The organism is Agrococcus sp. ARC_14 (genome assembly GCF_022436485.1).
GTDB lineage: Bacteria > Actinomycetota > Actinomycetes > Actinomycetales > Microbacteriaceae > Agrococcus.
Map to the genome: position 1 here is coordinate 93248 of NZ_JAKUDO010000002.1, position 16751 is coordinate 109998.

Sequence of the window (16751 nt, forward strand, 5' to 3'; positions counted from 1 at the left end):
ATTGGCCATTCAGTCGATGTTCAGTGTGGACGAGGTGCAGCGGCGTGCGCGCCGGCGCCTGCCCAAGATGGTCTACGACTTCGTCGAGGGCGGCGCGCTCGATGAGCGCACGCTGGGACGCAACCGCGACGCGTTCGCGGCGGTCTCGTTGCAGCAGCGGATCCTCGTCGATCTTGCGGAGATCTCGACGGCGACCCGGGTGCTCGGTCAGGAGTTCGCGACGCCCATCATCGTCTCGCCGATGGGGATGCTCACCGTGTGCCACCCGGCCGCAGACGTCGCGGTTGCGGCCGCAGCAGCGAGTGCGGGCAGCCTCTTCGTCCACAGCCCGTGGTCGGGTGTCTCCATCGAGGAGGCGCACGCCGCAGCCGAGGGCAGGCTCTGGGAGCAGATCGCGTTCTGGAAGACCCAGGACCACACCGACGAGCATCTGTCCCGGGCGCACAACCTCGGGGTGGAGACCATCGTCGTCGCCGGTGACGTGACGCTGTCGAGCAAGCGCGAGCGCGATCTTCGGCACGGCACGTCGATGCCGCCGAAGCCGCCGCTCCGCGACGTGGTCGACGTTTCGATGCACCCTGGATGGGTCGCGCGCTGGCTGACGGGCCGGAAGATGACCTACGGCACGTACAGCATCGACGGCCGACCGATCCGCATGGGCGAGATGGCTCGGTGGATGGGCGACAACAACAACCGTCGGGCGTCCTGGGACGACGTGGCTGCGCTGCGACGCAAGTGGGACGGTCAGCTGCTCGTCAAGGGGATCATGACACCCGAGGACGCCCAGATCGCGCTCGACCACGGCGCCGACGGCGTGTACGTCTCGAATCACGGCGGCCGCCAGTTCGACGCACAGCCGAGCACGCTCGATGTGCTGCCGGCGATCGCGGAGGCCGTCAACGGTCGTGCCGCGATCGTCGTCGACGGCGGGGTGCGCCGCGGGTCGGACGTCGTCGCAGCGCTCGCGGCGGGTGCCGACCTGGTGGGCGCCGGGCGACCGTTCGCCTATGGTCTGTCGGCCGGCGGCCGCGACGGCGTCGCCCGCGTGTTCGAGATCCTGGCCGACGAGCTCGAGACGGCGATGGGGTTCGTGGCGGCGACGGGGATCCCGGAGCTGGCTGGGCGACGACGGCCGGTCGAGAAGCCCACCGCGCCGCTCCGCGAACCCTCACCTGCGGGACGTGACACGGCCGGCTGACCGGGCACGCGGGTGAGGTGGCGTCACGAGGTCGCCGCGGGCGAAGTCCTGGCCTACTCCAGCCCGAAGGTGGCGGGATCGATGGGTCGCTGCGCGCGCGGCAGCTTCTCCACGACGAGCCGATACGACTCCGTCACGAGCTCGTCGACGAGCGCTGTGGTGAGGGAGCCACCCGGATGCAGCGTGATCCAGTGCCGCTTGTTCATGTGATATCCCGGCGTGATGTCGGCGTGCTCGCTCTGCAGCGCCCTCGCCTCCTCGGGATCCGCCTTGAGCGTCACGATCGGCTCACCGCCACGGATCGTCATGAGCATGAAGACCTTGCCGCGCACCTTGCAGACGTCCCACTCCGGTCCGAACGGCTGCTCCCAGCCCGCACTGGGCAGCTCGTCGGCGCGCTGCCGCGCACGATCCTGCAACGCTTCGCCGTGCATCCGTCCTCCTCCTGCTGTCGGCCCTTGCGGCATCCGAGGCTCTCGGGCCTGAGTGGCGGAACCATCCGATCACACGGAGCGCCGGCCTCGTCACGAGTGCAGCAGCGCCAGTCAAGCAGCCGGTTTCGCACGAGCCGCTCGGTCGCTAGCGTGGCTACCCCAACCGCACGATGTGAGGAGTGGACATGACCGACCAGAGCACCGCGAACGCCGACGACGCGCACCGCGAGAGCACCGACCAGCTGAGCTTCCAGAACCCCGTCACCCGGTATCCCGTGATCGCGCCGCCCGAGCTGCAGCAGCCCGAGCCGGGCCTCGACGCGAAGCTGGAGCCGAAGAGCGACCGCGGCGAGTTCTCCTATCGCGGCACCGGCCGGCTCGAAGGGCGCAGGGCGCTCATCACCGGCGCCGACTCCGGCATCGGCGCCGCTGTGGCGATCGCCTTCGCGAAGGAGGGCGCCGACGTCGCCATCAACTACCTCCCGGTGGAGGAGCCTGACGCGCAGGAGATCAAGCGCATCGTCGAGGAGGCCGGCCGCACCGCCGTGCTGCTGCCGGGCGACCTCACCGACAAGGCGTTCTGCGAGTCTCTGGTGACGGATGCGGTGCAGGGCCTGGGCGGGCTCGACATCCTGGTGAACAACGCCGGCAAGCAGATCGCGCAGAAGAGCCTCGAAGAGCTGCCCGACGAGCAGCTGGTGCAGACCTACGAGGTGAACGTCTTCGCGATGTTCCGCATCACGAAGGCGGCGCTGCAGCACCTCCAGCCCGGCTCCAGCATCATCAACACGACGTCGATCGTGGCCTACATGGCGCCGGAGGTGCTGGTCGACTATGCGTCGACCAAGGCGGCGATCAACAACTTCACCAAGAGCATGGGCCAGCAGCTCGCTCCCAAGGGCATCCGCGTGAACGCCGTCGCGCCGGGGCCGATCTGGACCCCGCTGCAGCCCTCCGGCGGCCAGCGGAAGGAAGAGCTGCCGAAGTTCGGGCAGTCGACGCCGCGGGGCCGCGCCGGGCAGCCGACAGAGCTCGCGCCCGCCTATGTCTTCCTCGCCTCGTCGGAGTCGAGCTACGTCATCGGCGAGACGCTCAATGTGAACGGCGGCATGCCGACGCCGTAGCGAGGGGCCTCACTCGAAGGATGCCGCCACCGCGTTGCGCTGGTACGCGAAGATCACGCTGGTGCGGGTGGAAGCGACGGTCTGCTGTGCCGAGAGGTGGCGCACGACGAACTCGCGCAGCTCTGAGGAATCGGCGACGGCCACGTGGATCTGGAAGTCGTCGGAGCCCGACAGGAAGAACAGCTCGATCACCTGCGGCAGCACGCCGATCTCGGCTGCGAAGCGCTCGATCGACTCCTGCCGCGAGCCCGCGCGCAGGGTGACGCCGATCATCGCCTGCAGGCCGCGGCCGAGCCGCGCCTGGTCGACGCTCGCGTGATAGCCACGCACGATGCCGCGGCCCTCGAGCGAGCGCAGCCGCACGTGCGCTGTGGAGGGGGCGACGCCGGCGCGCGCGGCCAGCTGCGCGTTGGTCATGCGCGCATCCACGGCGAGGCCTGCGAGCAGGGCCAGGTCGACATCGTCGAGCTCGCGCTCCCGAAGATCGTTCATCGCACTCCCTCCCAAGGCCGCCCGATGGGGTGATGATCGTCGGCTGATCGCCAATCTACCGAAGATGCTGCAGCGGAACCATCCACAGACCGAATGAACGTCGACAATCGTCGTCGAGCATCCGCACGTCGAAGGAGACCCCATGCGCATCGGCATCCCCACCGAGATCAAGAACAACGAGAACCGCGTCGGCATGACCCCGGCGGGCGTCGACACGCTTGTCGGACGCGGCCATGACGTGCTCGTGCAGGCCGGCGCGGGCCTCGGCTCGCGCATCGACGACGAGGCGTTCCGCGCGGCGGGCGCGACCATCGTCGGCACCGCCGCCGAGGTGTGGGACGGCGCCGACATGGTCGTCAAGGTGAAGGAGCCGATCGCCAGCGAGTACGGGCACCTGCGCGCCGACCAGACGCTCTTCACCTACCTGCACCTGGCCGCCGATCGGCCGCTCACCGACGCGCTCGTCGCCGCGGGCACGACCGCGATCGCCTACGAGACGGTGCAGCTGCCCGACCGCTCGCTGCCGCTGCTCTCGCCCATGAGCGAGGTCGCCGGCCGCCTCTCGATCGCGGTCGGCGCGCACGCGCTGCTGCGCGCTCAGGGCGGCCGCGGCACGCTGCTCGGCGGAGTCGCCGGCACGCCCGCCGCACGCGTCGTCGTCATCGGCGGCGGCGTCGCGGGCGAGCACGCGCTCGCCAACGCCATCGGCATGGGCGCCGACGTCACCGTCATCGACCTCTCGCTGCCGCGCCTGCGCGACCTGCAGCGGCGCTACGGCACGAGCCTGCGCACCCGCGTCTCGACGCGACTCGACATCGCCGAGGAGCTCGCCGACGCCGACCTCGTGATCGGCTCGGTGCTCATCCCGGGCGCCGCCGCACCCAAGCTCGTCACCGACGAGATGATCGCCGCGATGAAGCCGGGTGCCGTGCTCGTCGACATCGCGATCGACCAGGGAGGATGCTTCGAGGGCTCGCGCCCGACCACGCACGACAACCCCACCTTCCCGGTGCACGACACCGTCTTCTACTGCGTCGCCAACATGCCGGGTGCCGTGCCCGAGACCTCGACGCGCGCGCTCACGAACGCGACCCTGCCCTACGTGGCGGCCGTGGCCGACAAGGGCTGGGAGCGCGCGGCGGCCGAGGACGCAGCGCTCGCGAAGGGGCTGAACGTGCAGGACGGACGGGTCGTCAACGCGGCGGTCGCGCAGGCGTTCGGGATGGAGCTCGTCACGGCCTGACGCAGCGCGCGGCCAACGCGCAGCTGATCGAATCGGCTGCGGTTGCTGGTGGCGACTATGAGGCGCGAGCGCCTTCGAACGCGCCGCCCTCGAGCATCGACTCGAGCATGTGCATCCGTGCCCGTTCGATGCCTGAGGTCGTGACCTCGCGGATCGCTGCTTCGTCACCGCCGCGGATCGCGTCGACCAGTCGCCCGTGGTTGACCGCCGAGTAGGGCCGGCCGAGCTCCTTGCGCAGGTTGAGGAACCGCTCGATCTCTTCGTTGAGCGCCGTGATCGTACGCAGCAGGATCGGCACGCGCGCAAGCTCAGCGACGCGCACGTGCAGGATGCGGTTGGCCGCGTTGCGCACGGAGCTGTCGGCGTCGGGGTCGACGGTCGCCGCGCTCAGCGTCTCGAGGCTGTCGAGCTCCTCCTTGGTGGCGCGCCGGGATGCGAGCACCGCGGCCTCCGGCTCCACCAGGGCGCGGAGGCGGTAGATGTCCTGCACCTCGGTGAAGTCGACCGACTTCACGAAGGTGCCCTTGCGCGGCACGACGACGATCAGCCCCTCGCGATCGAGGAGGTTGATGGCTTGACGGATGGGCGTCTTGCTCATGCCGTAGGTCGCGGCCAGCCGCGCGTCGACGATCACCTCGCCGGGTCGCAGCCGGCATTGCACGATGTCTTGCTTGAGCGCCTGGTAGGCCTGCTCGACCATCGAGGGCGCACCCTCCATGCTGACCTCCCGTCTCGCCGCGATACTTGACTTGGCGTCGAGATCACTCTAACGTCTGACTGAAATATCACGGTGACTCCAGCAGGATGTTTGAGTTGGCGGCAGTCTCGCATCGGAGCGAGGCGCCGAGGATCGCCTTCGAGAGATCGGGCCCAGCATGACGACGACATCGGACGTGGTGGCACAGGACGCGCCGCCGAATCGGTTCTACCGCGCGCTGAGCGCGATCGAACGCGCGGGCAACAAGCTGCCGCATCCCTTCTGGCTCTTCGTGATCCTGATCGCGATCCTCGGAGCGGTCAGCGCGATCCTGGCCGCGAACCGCGTCTCGGTGACGCTGCCGTCGACGGGCGAGACGGTCGCCGTCAACAACCTCCTGTCCGTCGAGGGCGCGCAGTTCGCGATCGAGAGCGCGCTGACGAACTACTCGACCTTCCCGCCGCTGGCGATGGTCGTCGTCGTGCTGCTGGGCGTGAGCGTCGCCGAGCGCAGCGGGCTGCTCACCGCCCTGCTGCGCATCACGGTCGGCCGCCTTCCCGTGCGGCTGCTGACCTTCTCCATCGCGTTCAGCGCGATGATCGCGCACGTCATGAGCGACTCCGCCTACCTCGTCATGATCCCGCTCGGCGCGCTCGCCTTCCGCGCCGCCGGTCGCAGCCCGGTGCTCGGGCTCATGGTCGCCTATGCGGCGACGGCCGTCGGGTTCAACGCGAGCCCGCTCGTCACGCCGGCCGACGCCATCCGTTCGTCGCTGTCGACGGCGGCCGCGCAGATCGTGGACGCCGAGTACCTCATCACGCCGGTCGCCACCTACTTCTTCACGGCGACCTCCTCGGTGGTGCTCGCCGCCGCGATCGCGATCTTCGTCGACCGAGTGCTGGCGCGCCGCAGCGACTTCTCAGCAGAGCAGCTTGAGGCTGACTTCGTCGTCTCGGATCGCCTGTTCAACACCGAGGGTGCGACATCGGCGACGACGGTGCGCTCCATCACGCTGTCGAAGGTCGAGACGCGGGCGCTGCTCGCCGCCGGCGGCGTGTTCGCGGCATGCGCCGTCGTCATGGCGCTCATGCTGCTGCCCGGTTCGCCCTTCCTGGGTGCAGAGGGCGGGCTGATCGACTCCTACGTCGTGAAGTACATCGCCATCTTCATCGCGGTGATCTTCACGCTGCTGGGCATCACCTACGGCCGCATCACCGGCGCCATCCCCAGCTTCAGCGACGTGCCGCCCGCGATGGCGGAGGGCGTGCGCTCGCTCGCCCCCGTGCTCGTGCTGTTCTTCGTCGTCTCGCAGTTCCTGGCCTACTTCACCTGGACCAACATCGGCTCGGTCGTCAGCGTCAACGGCGCAGGCCTGCTGCGCTCGCTCGAGGCGCCCCACCTGGTGGTGCTGCTCGTCATCCTCTTCGCGATCTGCATCCTCAACATGCTGATCACGAGCGGCTCGGCGATGTGGTCGATCTTGGCGCCCGTCATCATCCCGCTCGTCATGTACGTCGGGATCGCTCCGGAGTCGGCGATGGTCGCGTTCATGATCGGCGACTCCGTGACGAACTGCATCACGCCGCTCAACGGCTACTTCGTGCTCGCGCTCGGCTTCGTGCAGCAGTTCCGCAAGGGCGCGGGCATCGGCACGCTGCTGTCGTTCACGATCCCGATCGCCGTCGTGGTGCTGATCACATGGACGGCGCTCTTCCTGCTCTGGTACGCGCTGGGCATCCCGCTCGGCCCGGGCGTCCCGATCCGCTGATCGCGACCCGACCACTCACTCCCGCGCGGCAGCCGCACGGGTCATCGAAAGGAGCCCCCGTGGGGAGCATCGCAATCATCGGAGCCGGCAACGTCGGCCAGGCCATCGCCGGTCACATGACGCTCGAGGGGCACGACGTGCGCGTCTTCTCGCGCTGGGAGCGCGACTACGCGGCAATCGAGCAGCGTGAAGGCATCGAGCTCTCCGGCGACGTCGAGGGCTCGGCGATGCCCGCACTGCTCACGACCGACCTCGCGGCCGCGACCGGAGGCGCCGACGTCGTGGTCGTCGCCGCGCCGGCCTTCGCCCATCCCTACCTCTCCGAGGCGCTCGCGACGGTGCTGGAGCCCGAGCAGCTCGTCATCTTCCAGCCCGGCGTGCTCGGGAGCGCAGTCGAGCTCGTGGGCAAGTTCGTGCAGGCAGGCCGCGCGCCGGCGCTCATCGCCGAGACCGCGACCAGTCTCTATACCTGCAGGCTGCGCGGGCCCGCTCAGGTCTATGTGGGCGCGATCAAGCAGGCGGTGCCGCTCGCGACCGTGCCCAGCTCGCGCACGGCGGAGGCACTCGCGCGACTCGTGCCGTTCTTCGGCGAGCGCTACGTCGACGGCGGCGACGCGCTGCAGGTGGGTCTTGCCAACGTCAACCCCGTCTATCACGTGCCTCCCGCCATCCTGAACTTCAAGACCGTCGAGGATGCCGCGCGACTGCCGCAGCACACGCTCGTGACCGAGCGGATCGGCGAGCTCATCAACGCGCTCGATGAGGAGCGCATCGGCCTCGGCCGCGCGCTCGGCGTGGAGGTGCCGAGCTTCTGGTCGTTCCTCGAGACGTCGTACGGAGTGGATGAGGGCAGCTACGTCGAGCGCATCGTCGCCGGCTATGGGCGGCAGGGGTTCCCAGAGCCCGACTCGGTCGAGCACCGCTACTTCACCGAGGACATCCCCTTCGGGCTGCTGACCTGGAGCTCGATCGCCGCGCAGATCGGCTCTGCCATGCCGTTGACGGATTCGTTCGTGCGCATCAGCGAGGTGCTGTGCGGCCGTGCGTGGGAGGCCGATGGGCGCACCGCTGAGAGCCTGGGGCTCACCGGCGTCGACGCTGAGGGGATCCGGGCCGCGTTCGTCACCGGCGCGCTGCCGGTCGCGGCGGTGTGATCGCGGGCGGCGCCTAGAGGAACTCGAGCGGGTCGAACTCGTCGATCGGGATGACGCGCACGCGCGGCAGCCGGCTCTTGAACGCGGCCACGTCGTACTCGAGGTCGAAGAACTCGACGCCCGGCACCTCGCGCAGGCCGCCGGCCATGAACTCGTTGAATCCGACGATGCCGACGCGGCGGTCGCCCTCGGCGAGCCGCTCCATCTGGGGTGCGAAGTCGACGTCGTGGCTGACGAGCATGACGTCGGCGTCGCGCTCCAGCAGCGCCTCCGCGGTGCGCTGGATGGCGATGTCGACGACCTTGCCCTCGCCCTGCAGCGGCACCGGCCGGTAGCCGATCGCGAGCAGAGCCTGCACGAACGATGCGGGCAGCTCGTGCGTGACAGCCAGGAAGAACAGGCCCTTGACCGGCTGCTGCCACGCCCGCTCGGTGAACTCGAGCAGCGTGTTCCAGCGCGGTCGCTCCTCGGGCAGCGGCCGCCGACCGAGCACCGAGATGCCAAGCGTGGCGTCTATGTTCTCGCCGTCGACGAGAAGGTATGTGGTGCGGTCGGTCATGGGGCGACCCTATAGGCCGCCCCATGACCGTGCGCCTTACTCTGCGGCCTGGAGCTCCTCGAGCTGCAGCTCGAGGCGGTCGCGGTGCTCGCGGATGAGGTTGAGGCTGCTCTCGAGGATGTCGCTGCGGGTCTGCAGGTCGCCGACCTGCTCCTGCGAGACGGCGAGCTGCGCCTGTGCGTCCGATGCTGCGCCCGCTGCGATGCCGGTGCCGGTCGCGCCGAGGGCGGCGACCACGACGAGCGCGACGATCCAGGGCCAGCGACGGCCCGTGCGTGCGGGCGCCGGCGCGGTGGTCTCGGCGGTGGTCTCGGTGGCCGGTGCGGCGGTCGTGTCGGTGCTGTGCGTCGTGCTCATGGGCTGCTCCCTGCAGTGCGTGCGACGGATGCGGGCACGGCAGAGCGCGCACGCTCCGGCATTGGAGTGAAGAGGGGGATCGGAGCGCTGCTGAGTGCGCGCTCCAACAGACGATTGTCCCACTCGCGACCGGTGCGAATCGCCGCGCGGAGTCCGCCCTGAGCGGATTCGACCCTGACCGGCCTCGGCGGCAGGTGAGGGCCCCAGGGGAGGAGTGCTGCCGCTGGTACCGCTGCCGGAGGTCGACCTGGGCGAGGGGTAGCCGCCGGCTTCCAGGTCGGCGGTCGTACGATCAAGCCGACAGCAGAGGTGCGGCGGGGGAGCTGAGCATGCGCGGAGCACGCAGGACAGGCAGAGCGGATGGGGCACGGCGCGCGGTCGGTGCCGTCGGCGTCGCCGCGATCGCGTCCCTCGCGCTCGCCGGCTGCATCCCAGGACCCCCGCCCCTGCCGCAGGCGACGCCGGCCGCGCCGATCGTGCAGGGCGAGACCACCGCGGGCGAGGTGCGCCAGGGGCGGGTCGGCGGCGACGCGACCACCGCGGTCGCGCTGCAGGTCGAGGAGCGATCCGCAGTCGTGATCGGCGCGCATTCACCCGACGACGAAGACCTCACGCTGCACCTCACCGGGCCGGGTGTCGACGTCGAGAACGACGACGCCTACGGCGAGATCGATGTCTTCGGCTTCGAGATGGAGACCCGCGACTCGGCGCTGGCCGCCGTGCTCGACCCGGGTGAGTACACGATCGAGGTCGGCGAGTTCGGCGGCGACAGCACCGGCTTCGAGCTGCAGGTGCTCACCGGCTCGACCGTCGTGCCGCCGGGCTCCTCCGCTGAGCTGCAGCTGGAGGCCGGCGGCGCGATCATCGCCATGGTGCCGCTCGCCAGCGGCGATGAGACGCTCTCGGCGACGGCCGACGGCGACACCGTGATGTGGGCCTACCTGCCCGAGACTGACACCGACTACCGCGACGACGACAGCGGCGGCGACCGCAACCCGAGCATCGAGCTCAGCGGCGAGCAGCCGCAGGACATCGTGGTGGTCGTGCACGGCTACTCCGACGACGACAGCGGGAGCGTGCAGCTGCGCGTGGAGTGATCGCAGGGATCGCCTGCTCGCGCCGCGTCAGTGGGTGGGGGAGAGCGTGCGGCTCCGACGCGTCCACAGGAGGGTCGCGGCGATCGTCGCCACGGTCGCGATGCCGGCGAGCACCAGGGCACCCCAGGCCAGGCCGACGGTGGCGCCGAGCGCGCCGGCCAGCGGATAGGTCAGGATGAAGCACGCGTGCGACAGCGAGAACTGCGCCGCGAAGGCCGCCGGCCGCTCGGGCGTCGACGCATTGCGCCGCACCAGCCGCGGCGCCGCGGTGAGGATCGCCGCGTTGCCCGCCCCGAGCACAGCCCACAGCCCCAGCAGCAGCGCCCAGGGTGGCACCGCGAACAGCGCTGCGGTCACGCCCGCGAGCCCGAGCGAGACCGTCGCGGCTCCCGCGAGCATCACCGTGCGCTCCGGGATGCGGTCGAGCAGCCGCGGCAGCGCGAGCGCGACGAGCATCGAGCCTGCCCCGTAGGCGGCGAGCAGGATCGCGACATCCGCCTGCGGGCGCTGCAGGCGATCCTGCACGAGCACGACCGTGTTCACGATCACCATCGCCGTCGGTGCTGCGACGGCGAGGTTCAGGGCGAGCAGGGCACGCAGCTCTGCGTGTCGCAGGAACACCCGCGCACCGCGCGTGAGCCGCTCGACGAACGACGAGCCGCGATCGGGCTCGATGCTCGGGAACCGCGTCGCGATCACGAGCGCGGCAGAGAGCACGAAGCCGACGACCGTGCCGAGGAACAGGTTCGAGTAGCTCATGACCAGCAGCAGCGCAGCGGCGAGCGCGGGGCTCAGCAGCGACTCGAGGTCGTACGCGAGCCGCGAGAGCGAGAGCGCCCGCGTGTACTGGCGCTCGTCGGGCAGGATCTCGGGGATGACCGCCTGGAACGCGGGCGTGAAGGTCGCCGATGCGCACTGGAGCACGAAGATCAGCACGTAGATCTGCCACACCTCGCCGACGAGCGGCAGCAGCAGGGCGATCGCGGCGCGGATGACGTCGGCGCCGATCAGCAGCGCCTTGCGCGGCACCCGGCTGGTGGCCGCGATGAGCAGCGGCCCGGCGCCCACGTAGGCGAGCATCTTGATCGTGAGCGCGATGCCCAGCACGACCCCCGCATCCCCGCCCGCCAGGTCGAAGGCGAGCAGGCCGAGCGCGACGGTCAGCAGGCCGGTGCCGAGCAGTGCGACGACCTGCGCGCTGAACAGCTTCGCGTAGGCGGGGTTGCGCAGCACGTCACGCACGGTCGGTCGAGCTCTCCTGCGTCACACGGATGTGCTCGGGCGCGGTGCCGAGCATGTGCTCGGCCTGGTGCATGGCGACGGAGACGAGCTCGCTCGCGTGGTCGTCGGCGAGGCGGTAGAAGACGCGTGTGCCCTCGTGGCGGGCCACCACCATCCGGGCGAGGCGCAGCTTGGCCAGGTGCTGCGAGACGCCCGGCGTCGGCTTGCGCACCGCCGCAGCGAGGTCGCCGACCGACTGCTCGCCCTCGCGCAGCGCGAGCAGGATCTTCACGCGCGTGACGTCGGCGAGCATCGTGAAGACCTCGACGGCGAGCTCGACGTGCTCGTCTCCTGCTTGCGTATTTGCGTTCATACGCAAATACTGTCACATCGACGACCGAGGGACGCGGCCATGCCTCGTCAGCGTGCGGGCTGGTGGTCCACCGCGCGACTCTTGAAGGAGCGGAGGCGGAGGCTGTTGCCGACGACGAAGACGCTGGAGAACGCCATCGCCGCGCCGGCGAGCATGGGGTTGAGCAGGCCGAGGGCTGCCAGGGGGATCGCCAGCACGTTGTAGGCGAAGGCCCAGAACAGGTTGCCCTTGATGGTGCCGAGCGTCCTGCGAGCGAGACGGATCGCGTCTGCCGCGCTGCGGAGGTCGCCGCGGACGAGCGTGATGTCGGATGCCTGGATGGCCGCATCCGTGCCCGTGCCCATGGCCAGTCCCAGATCCGCCTGCGCGAGCGCGGCTGCGTCGTTGACGCCGTCGCCCACCATGGCCACGACCTTGCCCTCCGTCTGCAGCCGGGAGACGACATCCGCCTTGTCGCTCGGGAGCACCTCCGCGATGACCTCGTCGATGCCGACCTCCGCGGCGATGCGCTTCGCCACGGTGGCGTTGTCGCCGGTGAGGAGGATGGGTGTCAGGCCGATCTCGCGGAACTGCCGGATAGCGTCCGCGCTCGTCGGCTTGACCGTGTCGGCGACGACCAGCAGACCGCGGATCTCGCCGTCCCATGCGACGAGCACGGCAGTCTTGCCCTCGCTCTCGGCGGCCTCCTTGCGGCGCTGGAGCTCCGCATCCGACCGCACCGACCAGTCGTCGAGCAGCGACTGCCGGCCGACGATCATGGCGTGCCCGTCGACGAGGCCGCTGACACCCTTGCCCTCGATGCTGCGGAAGTCCTCGACGCCGGGCAGCACGATGTCGAGCTCTTCGGTCGCGCCCTTCGCGATGGCCTGGGCGATCGGGTGCTCGGAGGCGTCCTCGATCGCACCCGCCAGGCGAAGCAGCTCGCCACGGTCGGTGCCCTGCGCGGTCACGACGTCGACGAGGGTCATCCTGCCGCTCGTGACGGTTCCGGTCTTGTCGAGCACGATCGTGTCGACCTTGCGGGTCGACTCGAGCACTTCCGGTCCCTTGATCAGGATGCCGAGCTGCGCGCCGCGGCCGGTGCCGACGAGCAAAGCGGTCGGGGTGGCGAGCCCGAGGGCGCAGGGGCACGCGATGATGAGCACGGCGACGGCGGCCGTGAAGGCGCTCGCCGCGGGGAACCCGGCGCCGAGCCACGCGCCGAGCGCGACCACCGCGATCGCGATGGCGATGGGCACGAAGATCCCCGAGACGCGGTCGGCGAGGCGCTGGACCTCCGCCTTGCCGGACTGCGCGTCCTCGACCAGCTGCGCCATCTGCGCCAGCTGTGTGTCGGAGCCGATCCGGGTGGCACGCACGACGAGCCTGCCGCTCGCGTTGACCGTCGCGCCGGTGACGGCGTCGCCGGGGCCCGCCTCGATCGGCACGGACTCGCCGGTGAGCATCGAGGCGTCGATCGCCGAGAGGCCGGAGACGATGACGCCGTCGGTCGCGATCTTCTCGCCAGGGCGGACGACGAACTCGTCGCCGACCGCGAGCTCCTCGACCGGGATCCGCACCTCGCTGCCGCCGCGCATCACGGCGACGTCCTTCGCGCCCAGCTCGAGCAGCGCTCGCAGCGCCGCGCCCGCCTGCCGCTTCGAGCGCTTCTCGAAGTAGCGCCCGGCGAGGATGAACATGGTGACGCCTGCTGCGACCTCGAGGTAGATGTTCGCTGCGCCGTCGCTCGGCGCGATGCTGAGCTCGAAGGCGTGCGTCATGCCGGGCACGCCTGCGGTGCCGAAGAACAGCGCGAACAGCGACCACACGAACGCGGCAGAGGTGCCGAGCGAGACGAGCGTGTCCATCGTCGCCGCGCCGTGCCGCAGGTTCATCCAGGCGGCGCGGTGGAAGGGCCATGCGCCCCAGACGATGACGGGGGAGGCGAGCGCGAGCGAGGCCCATTGCCAGTACGTGAACTGCAGCGCCGGGATCATCGCCATGAGGATCACGGGCACCGAGAGCACGATCGACCCGATGAGGCGGTGGCGCAGTGCGACGAGCTCGTGGTCGACCGGCTCGTCACCGTCGTCCGAGTCGGCAGCGGCTGCCTTGGGCTTGGGGAGCATCGCGCTGTAGCCGGTCTTCTCGACCTCTGCGATCAGCACAGCAGGGTCGAAGCCCTCCGGGGCCGAGACCTTCGCCTTCTCGGTCGCGTAGTTGACCGAGGCCTCGACGCCCTCGAGCTTGTTGAGCTTCTTCTCGATCCGCATGGCGCAGGAGGCGCAGGTCATGCCGCCGATCTCGAGCTCGTAGCTGCTCGGGTTCGGTTCGATCATCACTTCGGGAGTAGCCATGCTGTGGATCCTTCTGGTGGAGTGCGTGGGGCCGCGAGGCGGGTCAGTGGTCGTCGTGACCGTCGTCGGCGGGCGCCTCTTCGGGGCTCTCGTCGGGGGTGCTGCTCACGGGGGTGTCGGTCGCTCCGGCGGCCTCGGTGCTGAGCACGAACGAGGCCGTCTGCACCTCGCCGTCGACCTGGAAGTCGAAGTACAGCAGGTAGCGGCCGGCGGTCGGCGCCTCCGTGGCGAAGTCGACCGTCGGGCCAGAGAGGTCGCCTGCTTCGGGCTCCGCGCCCTCCGGGTGCACGTGCAGGTAGGCCAGGTCGCCGTCACGCAGGGCGACGAGGTGGCCGAACGCGCCCAGATAGGGCTGCATCTCCGTCACAGGCTCGCCGTCGCGCGTGACCTCGACGGTGAGCGTGGAGCTGTCGCCCACGGCCAGGTCGCCGGAGAGCTGCACCTCGAACTCGCCCGCGCTCGAGGTGCGCACCTCATCCTCCACGGCGACGGGCGCGAAGTCGCCGGCGACGCTGATGCTGCGGGTCAGCGTGATGCCGCTCTCCTGGGTCGCGGGGGTGAAGTCTGCGAAGACGCGGTAGCTGCCGGCCTCGTCCCATGCCCAAGGCAGCGACCACGCGCCATCGCTGTCGAGCTCGGGATGCACGTGCCGGAACTCGCTGCCGTCCGCGCGGACGACGATGAGGTGCAGCTCCTTCTCATGCTCCTCGGTGTACTCGCGCAGCGGATCTCCGTTCGCGTCGAGCACGGTGAAGCGCAGCTCGCCCTCCTCGCCGACCGCTCCGGGCGCGGTGACGGGGCTGAGCTGGTAGCCGTCGGTTTCGAGCGAGAGGCCCGGCAGTGCCGCCGGCGCCGCCTCGGGAGCGGCCGGTTCCTGGTGCGCGCCGTGCCCATCCTCCGTTGCGGTGGCTCGGGCGTCGACGACGGCATCGGGCACGACCACCCCCGAGATGACGAAGGCTGCGCCGAATGCGGCGACGAGGCCGAGTCCGTACAGGCTGAGACGAGCGGCGGTGTTCATGGGAGACCCTTCATGGGAGTTGCGTCCGGGCGTGTCGGGCAGTGGCACGGGGGTCGTCTGTTCGACCGCCTCGCGCGGTGCGTCAGGAGAGGCGGCGTGCCTCGTAGCCAGCTTCGTCGACCGCCGAGAGCACTGCCGCGTCGTCTGCGGGGGCATCGCCGTCGGTCTGCACCGTGAGGTGGCCGTCGGCCGCACTGACCTGGATGTCGGAGATGCCGGCGATCTGCCCGACCTCGCTTCGGATCGCCATCTCGCAGTGCCCGCACGTCATGCCGGTCACCTGGTACTCGGTCGTTGCCATCATCGCCTCCTGCCGGTTCCGAGCCGTGCGCTCGGTGCTGTTACGGTGAACGCTATACCCCTGGGGGGTATGTCTGCAAGATGACGAGAAGGGTGAATCGGATGCCAGCGCACGAGCACGGAGTGGTGATCGTCGGATCCGGGGCGGCGGGGCACAGCTGCGCCAGAGCGCTCCGCAGCGGCGGCTTCGCCGGCCGCATCCGTCTCCTCAACGGCGAGGGAGGGCCGGCGATCAACCGGACGCTGGTGGACACGGGGCTGCTCCCCGGCCTCCTGACGCAGGAACAGATCGCGCTGGCGCCGCTGGCCGACGTCGAGGTCATCGACGCGCGCGCGATGCGCCTGGATGCGTCGGAGCGGACGGTGGTGCTCGAGGACGGTCGTGCGCTGCGCGCCGACGCGCTGGTGCTCGCGTGCGGCAGCCTGCCGCGACCGCTCGACGAGGCGCTCTCGGTCGACCCCGCGGTGCGACAGCACACGCTGCACGGAGCTCGCGATGCCGACGGCCTGCGCCGCGCCATCCCCGAGCCGGCGGCAGCGAGCGTGATCGTGATCGGATCGGGATTCATCGGCGCAGAGGTCGCGAGCCACTACGCGGGCGCGGGCGCTCGCGTCACGCTCATCGGTCGCTCGCCCCTGCCGCTGCGAGCGGCGGTCGGAGCGGACATCGCCGGGCGGCTCGCATCGCTGCACGCTGAGCGCGTCGACGCACGGCTCGGAGTCCGGATCGTGGCCGTGCGAGCGGCACGGGACGGTGCCGCGACGGTCGTGGAGCTCGAGGACGGCAGCACCGTCACCGGCGAAGCGCTCGTGGTCGCGGTGGGCTCTGCACCTGCGCTCGCCTGGGCGGGCTTCGACGGAGCGATCGCCGTCGACGACCGCTTCCGCATCCCGACCCGACCGGGCATCTACGCGGCTGGCAGCGCATCGGCACCTGCGATGGCCGAGGGGCACGTGCGAGTGGATCACTGGGATGCGGCGGTATCCCAGGGCGCCCACGCCGCTCGATCCGTGCTGCACGACCTCGGGCTCGGCGACGATCCCGGCCCCTGGGCGCCGACGACCGGCTTCACCCTCGTGGCGCACGGCGCAGTGATCGGCGCTCGTGGGGTGCGTGGGCGCGATGCGGGTGAGGCGACTGCCGAGCTCGAGGGCGGCGGCCTGCTCACCGAGTTCTCGACCGCCGATGGCGTGCCTTCGGGCGTGGTCGGTTGGAATGCGGGACCGCACGTCGCCCGCGCAGCGTCGCGGCTCTGACCGGCTCGGTGCCGAGTGCGCGGGGCGCCGTCGCTGCTGCTGGCCGTGTCGCGGCTGCGTGTTCCACGGCCTCTCCGACTGCCGGTGTCGAACCGCATAGGTCTGCTCGGTACGCTGACG

Annotated in this window: 17 protein-coding genes; 7 read left to right on the top strand and 10 right to left on the bottom strand. The window is 70.4% G+C overall.

Translation table 11 applies throughout. The features are described 5' to 3' along the window. Window position 1 precedes the first annotated feature (1 nt). Window positions 2-1198: an alpha-hydroxy acid oxidase gene (locus tag MKD51_RS13675; protein WP_240241038.1), complete on the top strand. Its 1197-nt coding sequence runs from the start codon at window positions 2-4 to the stop codon at window positions 1196-1198. A gap of 53 nt (window positions 1199-1251) precedes the next feature. Here MKD51_RS13675 and MKD51_RS13680 read toward each other — a convergent pair whose 3' ends face one another. Continuing rightward, complete coding sequence (locus tag MKD51_RS13680; RefSeq protein WP_240241039.1) at window positions 1252-1632, bottom strand: MmcQ/YjbR family DNA-binding protein; 381 nt, start codon at window positions 1630-1632, stop codon at window positions 1252-1254. A gap of 185 nt (window positions 1633-1817) precedes the next feature. Between MKD51_RS13680 and MKD51_RS13685 the strand changes: the two genes are divergently transcribed. Further along, entirely contained in the window at window positions 1818-2756 is a 939-nt protein-coding gene (locus MKD51_RS13685) for an SDR family oxidoreductase (RefSeq protein ID WP_240241040.1), read from the top strand. A 9-nt stretch (window positions 2757-2765) separates the two neighbouring features. On the opposite strand, the gene MKD51_RS13690 is transcribed toward MKD51_RS13685, so the two are convergent. Then, window positions 2766-3248, bottom strand: a complete 483-nt coding sequence (locus MKD51_RS13690) for an Lrp/AsnC family transcriptional regulator (RefSeq protein WP_240241041.1) — start codon at window positions 3246-3248, stop codon at window positions 2766-2768. 142 nt (window positions 3249-3390) lie between these two features. Between MKD51_RS13690 and ald the strand changes: the two genes are divergently transcribed. After that, entirely contained in the window at window positions 3391-4491 is a 1101-nt protein-coding gene (gene ald / locus MKD51_RS13695; RefSeq protein ID WP_240241042.1) for an alanine dehydrogenase, read from the top strand. A 55-nt stretch (window positions 4492-4546) separates the two neighbouring features. Here the strand turns inward: ald and MKD51_RS13700 are convergent, their stop codons facing one another. Then, window positions 4547-5209 (bottom strand): GntR family transcriptional regulator, encoded by a 663-nt coding sequence (locus tag MKD51_RS13700; protein WP_240241043.1) that lies wholly within the window; start codon window positions 5207-5209, stop codon window positions 4547-4549. Between the two features lie 157 nt (window positions 5210-5366). On the opposite strand from MKD51_RS13700, the gene MKD51_RS13705 reads away from it, so the two are divergent. Then, window positions 5367-6956 (top strand): AbgT family transporter, encoded by a 1590-nt coding sequence (locus MKD51_RS13705; protein WP_240241044.1) that lies wholly within the window; start codon window positions 5367-5369, stop codon window positions 6954-6956. 59 nt (window positions 6957-7015) lie between these two features. Then, a complete protein-coding gene (locus tag MKD51_RS13710; protein ID WP_240241045.1) occupies window positions 7016-8110 on the top strand; it encodes an NAD/NADP octopine/nopaline dehydrogenase family protein in 1095 nt (364 codons plus the stop codon). A gap of 13 nt (window positions 8111-8123) precedes the next feature. On the opposite strand, the gene MKD51_RS13715 is transcribed toward MKD51_RS13710, so the two are convergent. Continuing rightward, window positions 8124-8669, bottom strand: a complete 546-nt coding sequence (locus MKD51_RS13715) for an NYN domain-containing protein (RefSeq protein WP_240241046.1) — start codon at window positions 8667-8669, stop codon at window positions 8124-8126. Window positions 8670-8705: 36 nt separating this feature from the next. Further along, entirely contained in the window at window positions 8706-9026 is a 321-nt protein-coding gene (locus tag MKD51_RS13720; protein WP_240241047.1) for a hypothetical protein, read from the bottom strand. 329 nt (window positions 9027-9355) lie between these two features. Between MKD51_RS13720 and MKD51_RS13725 the strand changes: the two genes are divergently transcribed. Then, complete coding sequence (locus tag MKD51_RS13725) at window positions 9356-10123, top strand: hypothetical protein (protein ID WP_240241048.1); 768 nt, start codon at window positions 9356-9358, stop codon at window positions 10121-10123. 27 nt (window positions 10124-10150) lie between these two features. Here MKD51_RS13725 and MKD51_RS13730 read toward each other — a convergent pair whose 3' ends face one another. The 5 genes from MKD51_RS13730 to MKD51_RS13750 form a co-directional block, all read right to left on the bottom strand. Further along, window positions 10151-11356: an MFS transporter gene (locus MKD51_RS13730; RefSeq protein ID WP_346986729.1), complete on the bottom strand. Its 1206-nt coding sequence runs from the start codon at window positions 11354-11356 to the stop codon at window positions 10151-10153. A 1-nt stretch (window position 11357) separates the two neighbouring features. Continuing rightward, window positions 11358-11717: a metalloregulator ArsR/SmtB family transcription factor gene (locus MKD51_RS13735; protein ID WP_240241050.1), complete on the bottom strand. Its 360-nt coding sequence runs from the start codon at window positions 11715-11717 to the stop codon at window positions 11358-11360. A gap of 47 nt (window positions 11718-11764) precedes the next feature. Beyond that, a complete protein-coding gene (locus tag MKD51_RS13740; RefSeq protein ID WP_240241051.1) occupies window positions 11765-14053 on the bottom strand; it encodes a heavy metal translocating P-type ATPase in 2289 nt (762 codons plus the stop codon). Window positions 14054-14096: 43 nt separating this feature from the next. Beyond that, window positions 14097-15074 (bottom strand): heavy-metal-associated domain-containing protein, encoded by a 978-nt coding sequence (locus tag MKD51_RS13745; RefSeq protein ID WP_240241052.1) that lies wholly within the window; start codon window positions 15072-15074, stop codon window positions 14097-14099. An 82-nt stretch (window positions 15075-15156) separates the two neighbouring features. Beyond that, window positions 15157-15375: a heavy-metal-associated domain-containing protein gene (locus MKD51_RS13750; RefSeq protein WP_240241053.1), complete on the bottom strand. Its 219-nt coding sequence runs from the start codon at window positions 15373-15375 to the stop codon at window positions 15157-15159. A 101-nt stretch (window positions 15376-15476) separates the two neighbouring features. Between MKD51_RS13750 and MKD51_RS13755 the strand changes: the two genes are divergently transcribed. Next, window positions 15477-16631 (top strand): FAD/NAD(P)-binding oxidoreductase, encoded by a 1155-nt coding sequence (locus MKD51_RS13755; protein WP_240241054.1) that lies wholly within the window; start codon window positions 15477-15479, stop codon window positions 16629-16631. Window positions 16632-16751: the final 120 nt, after the last annotated feature.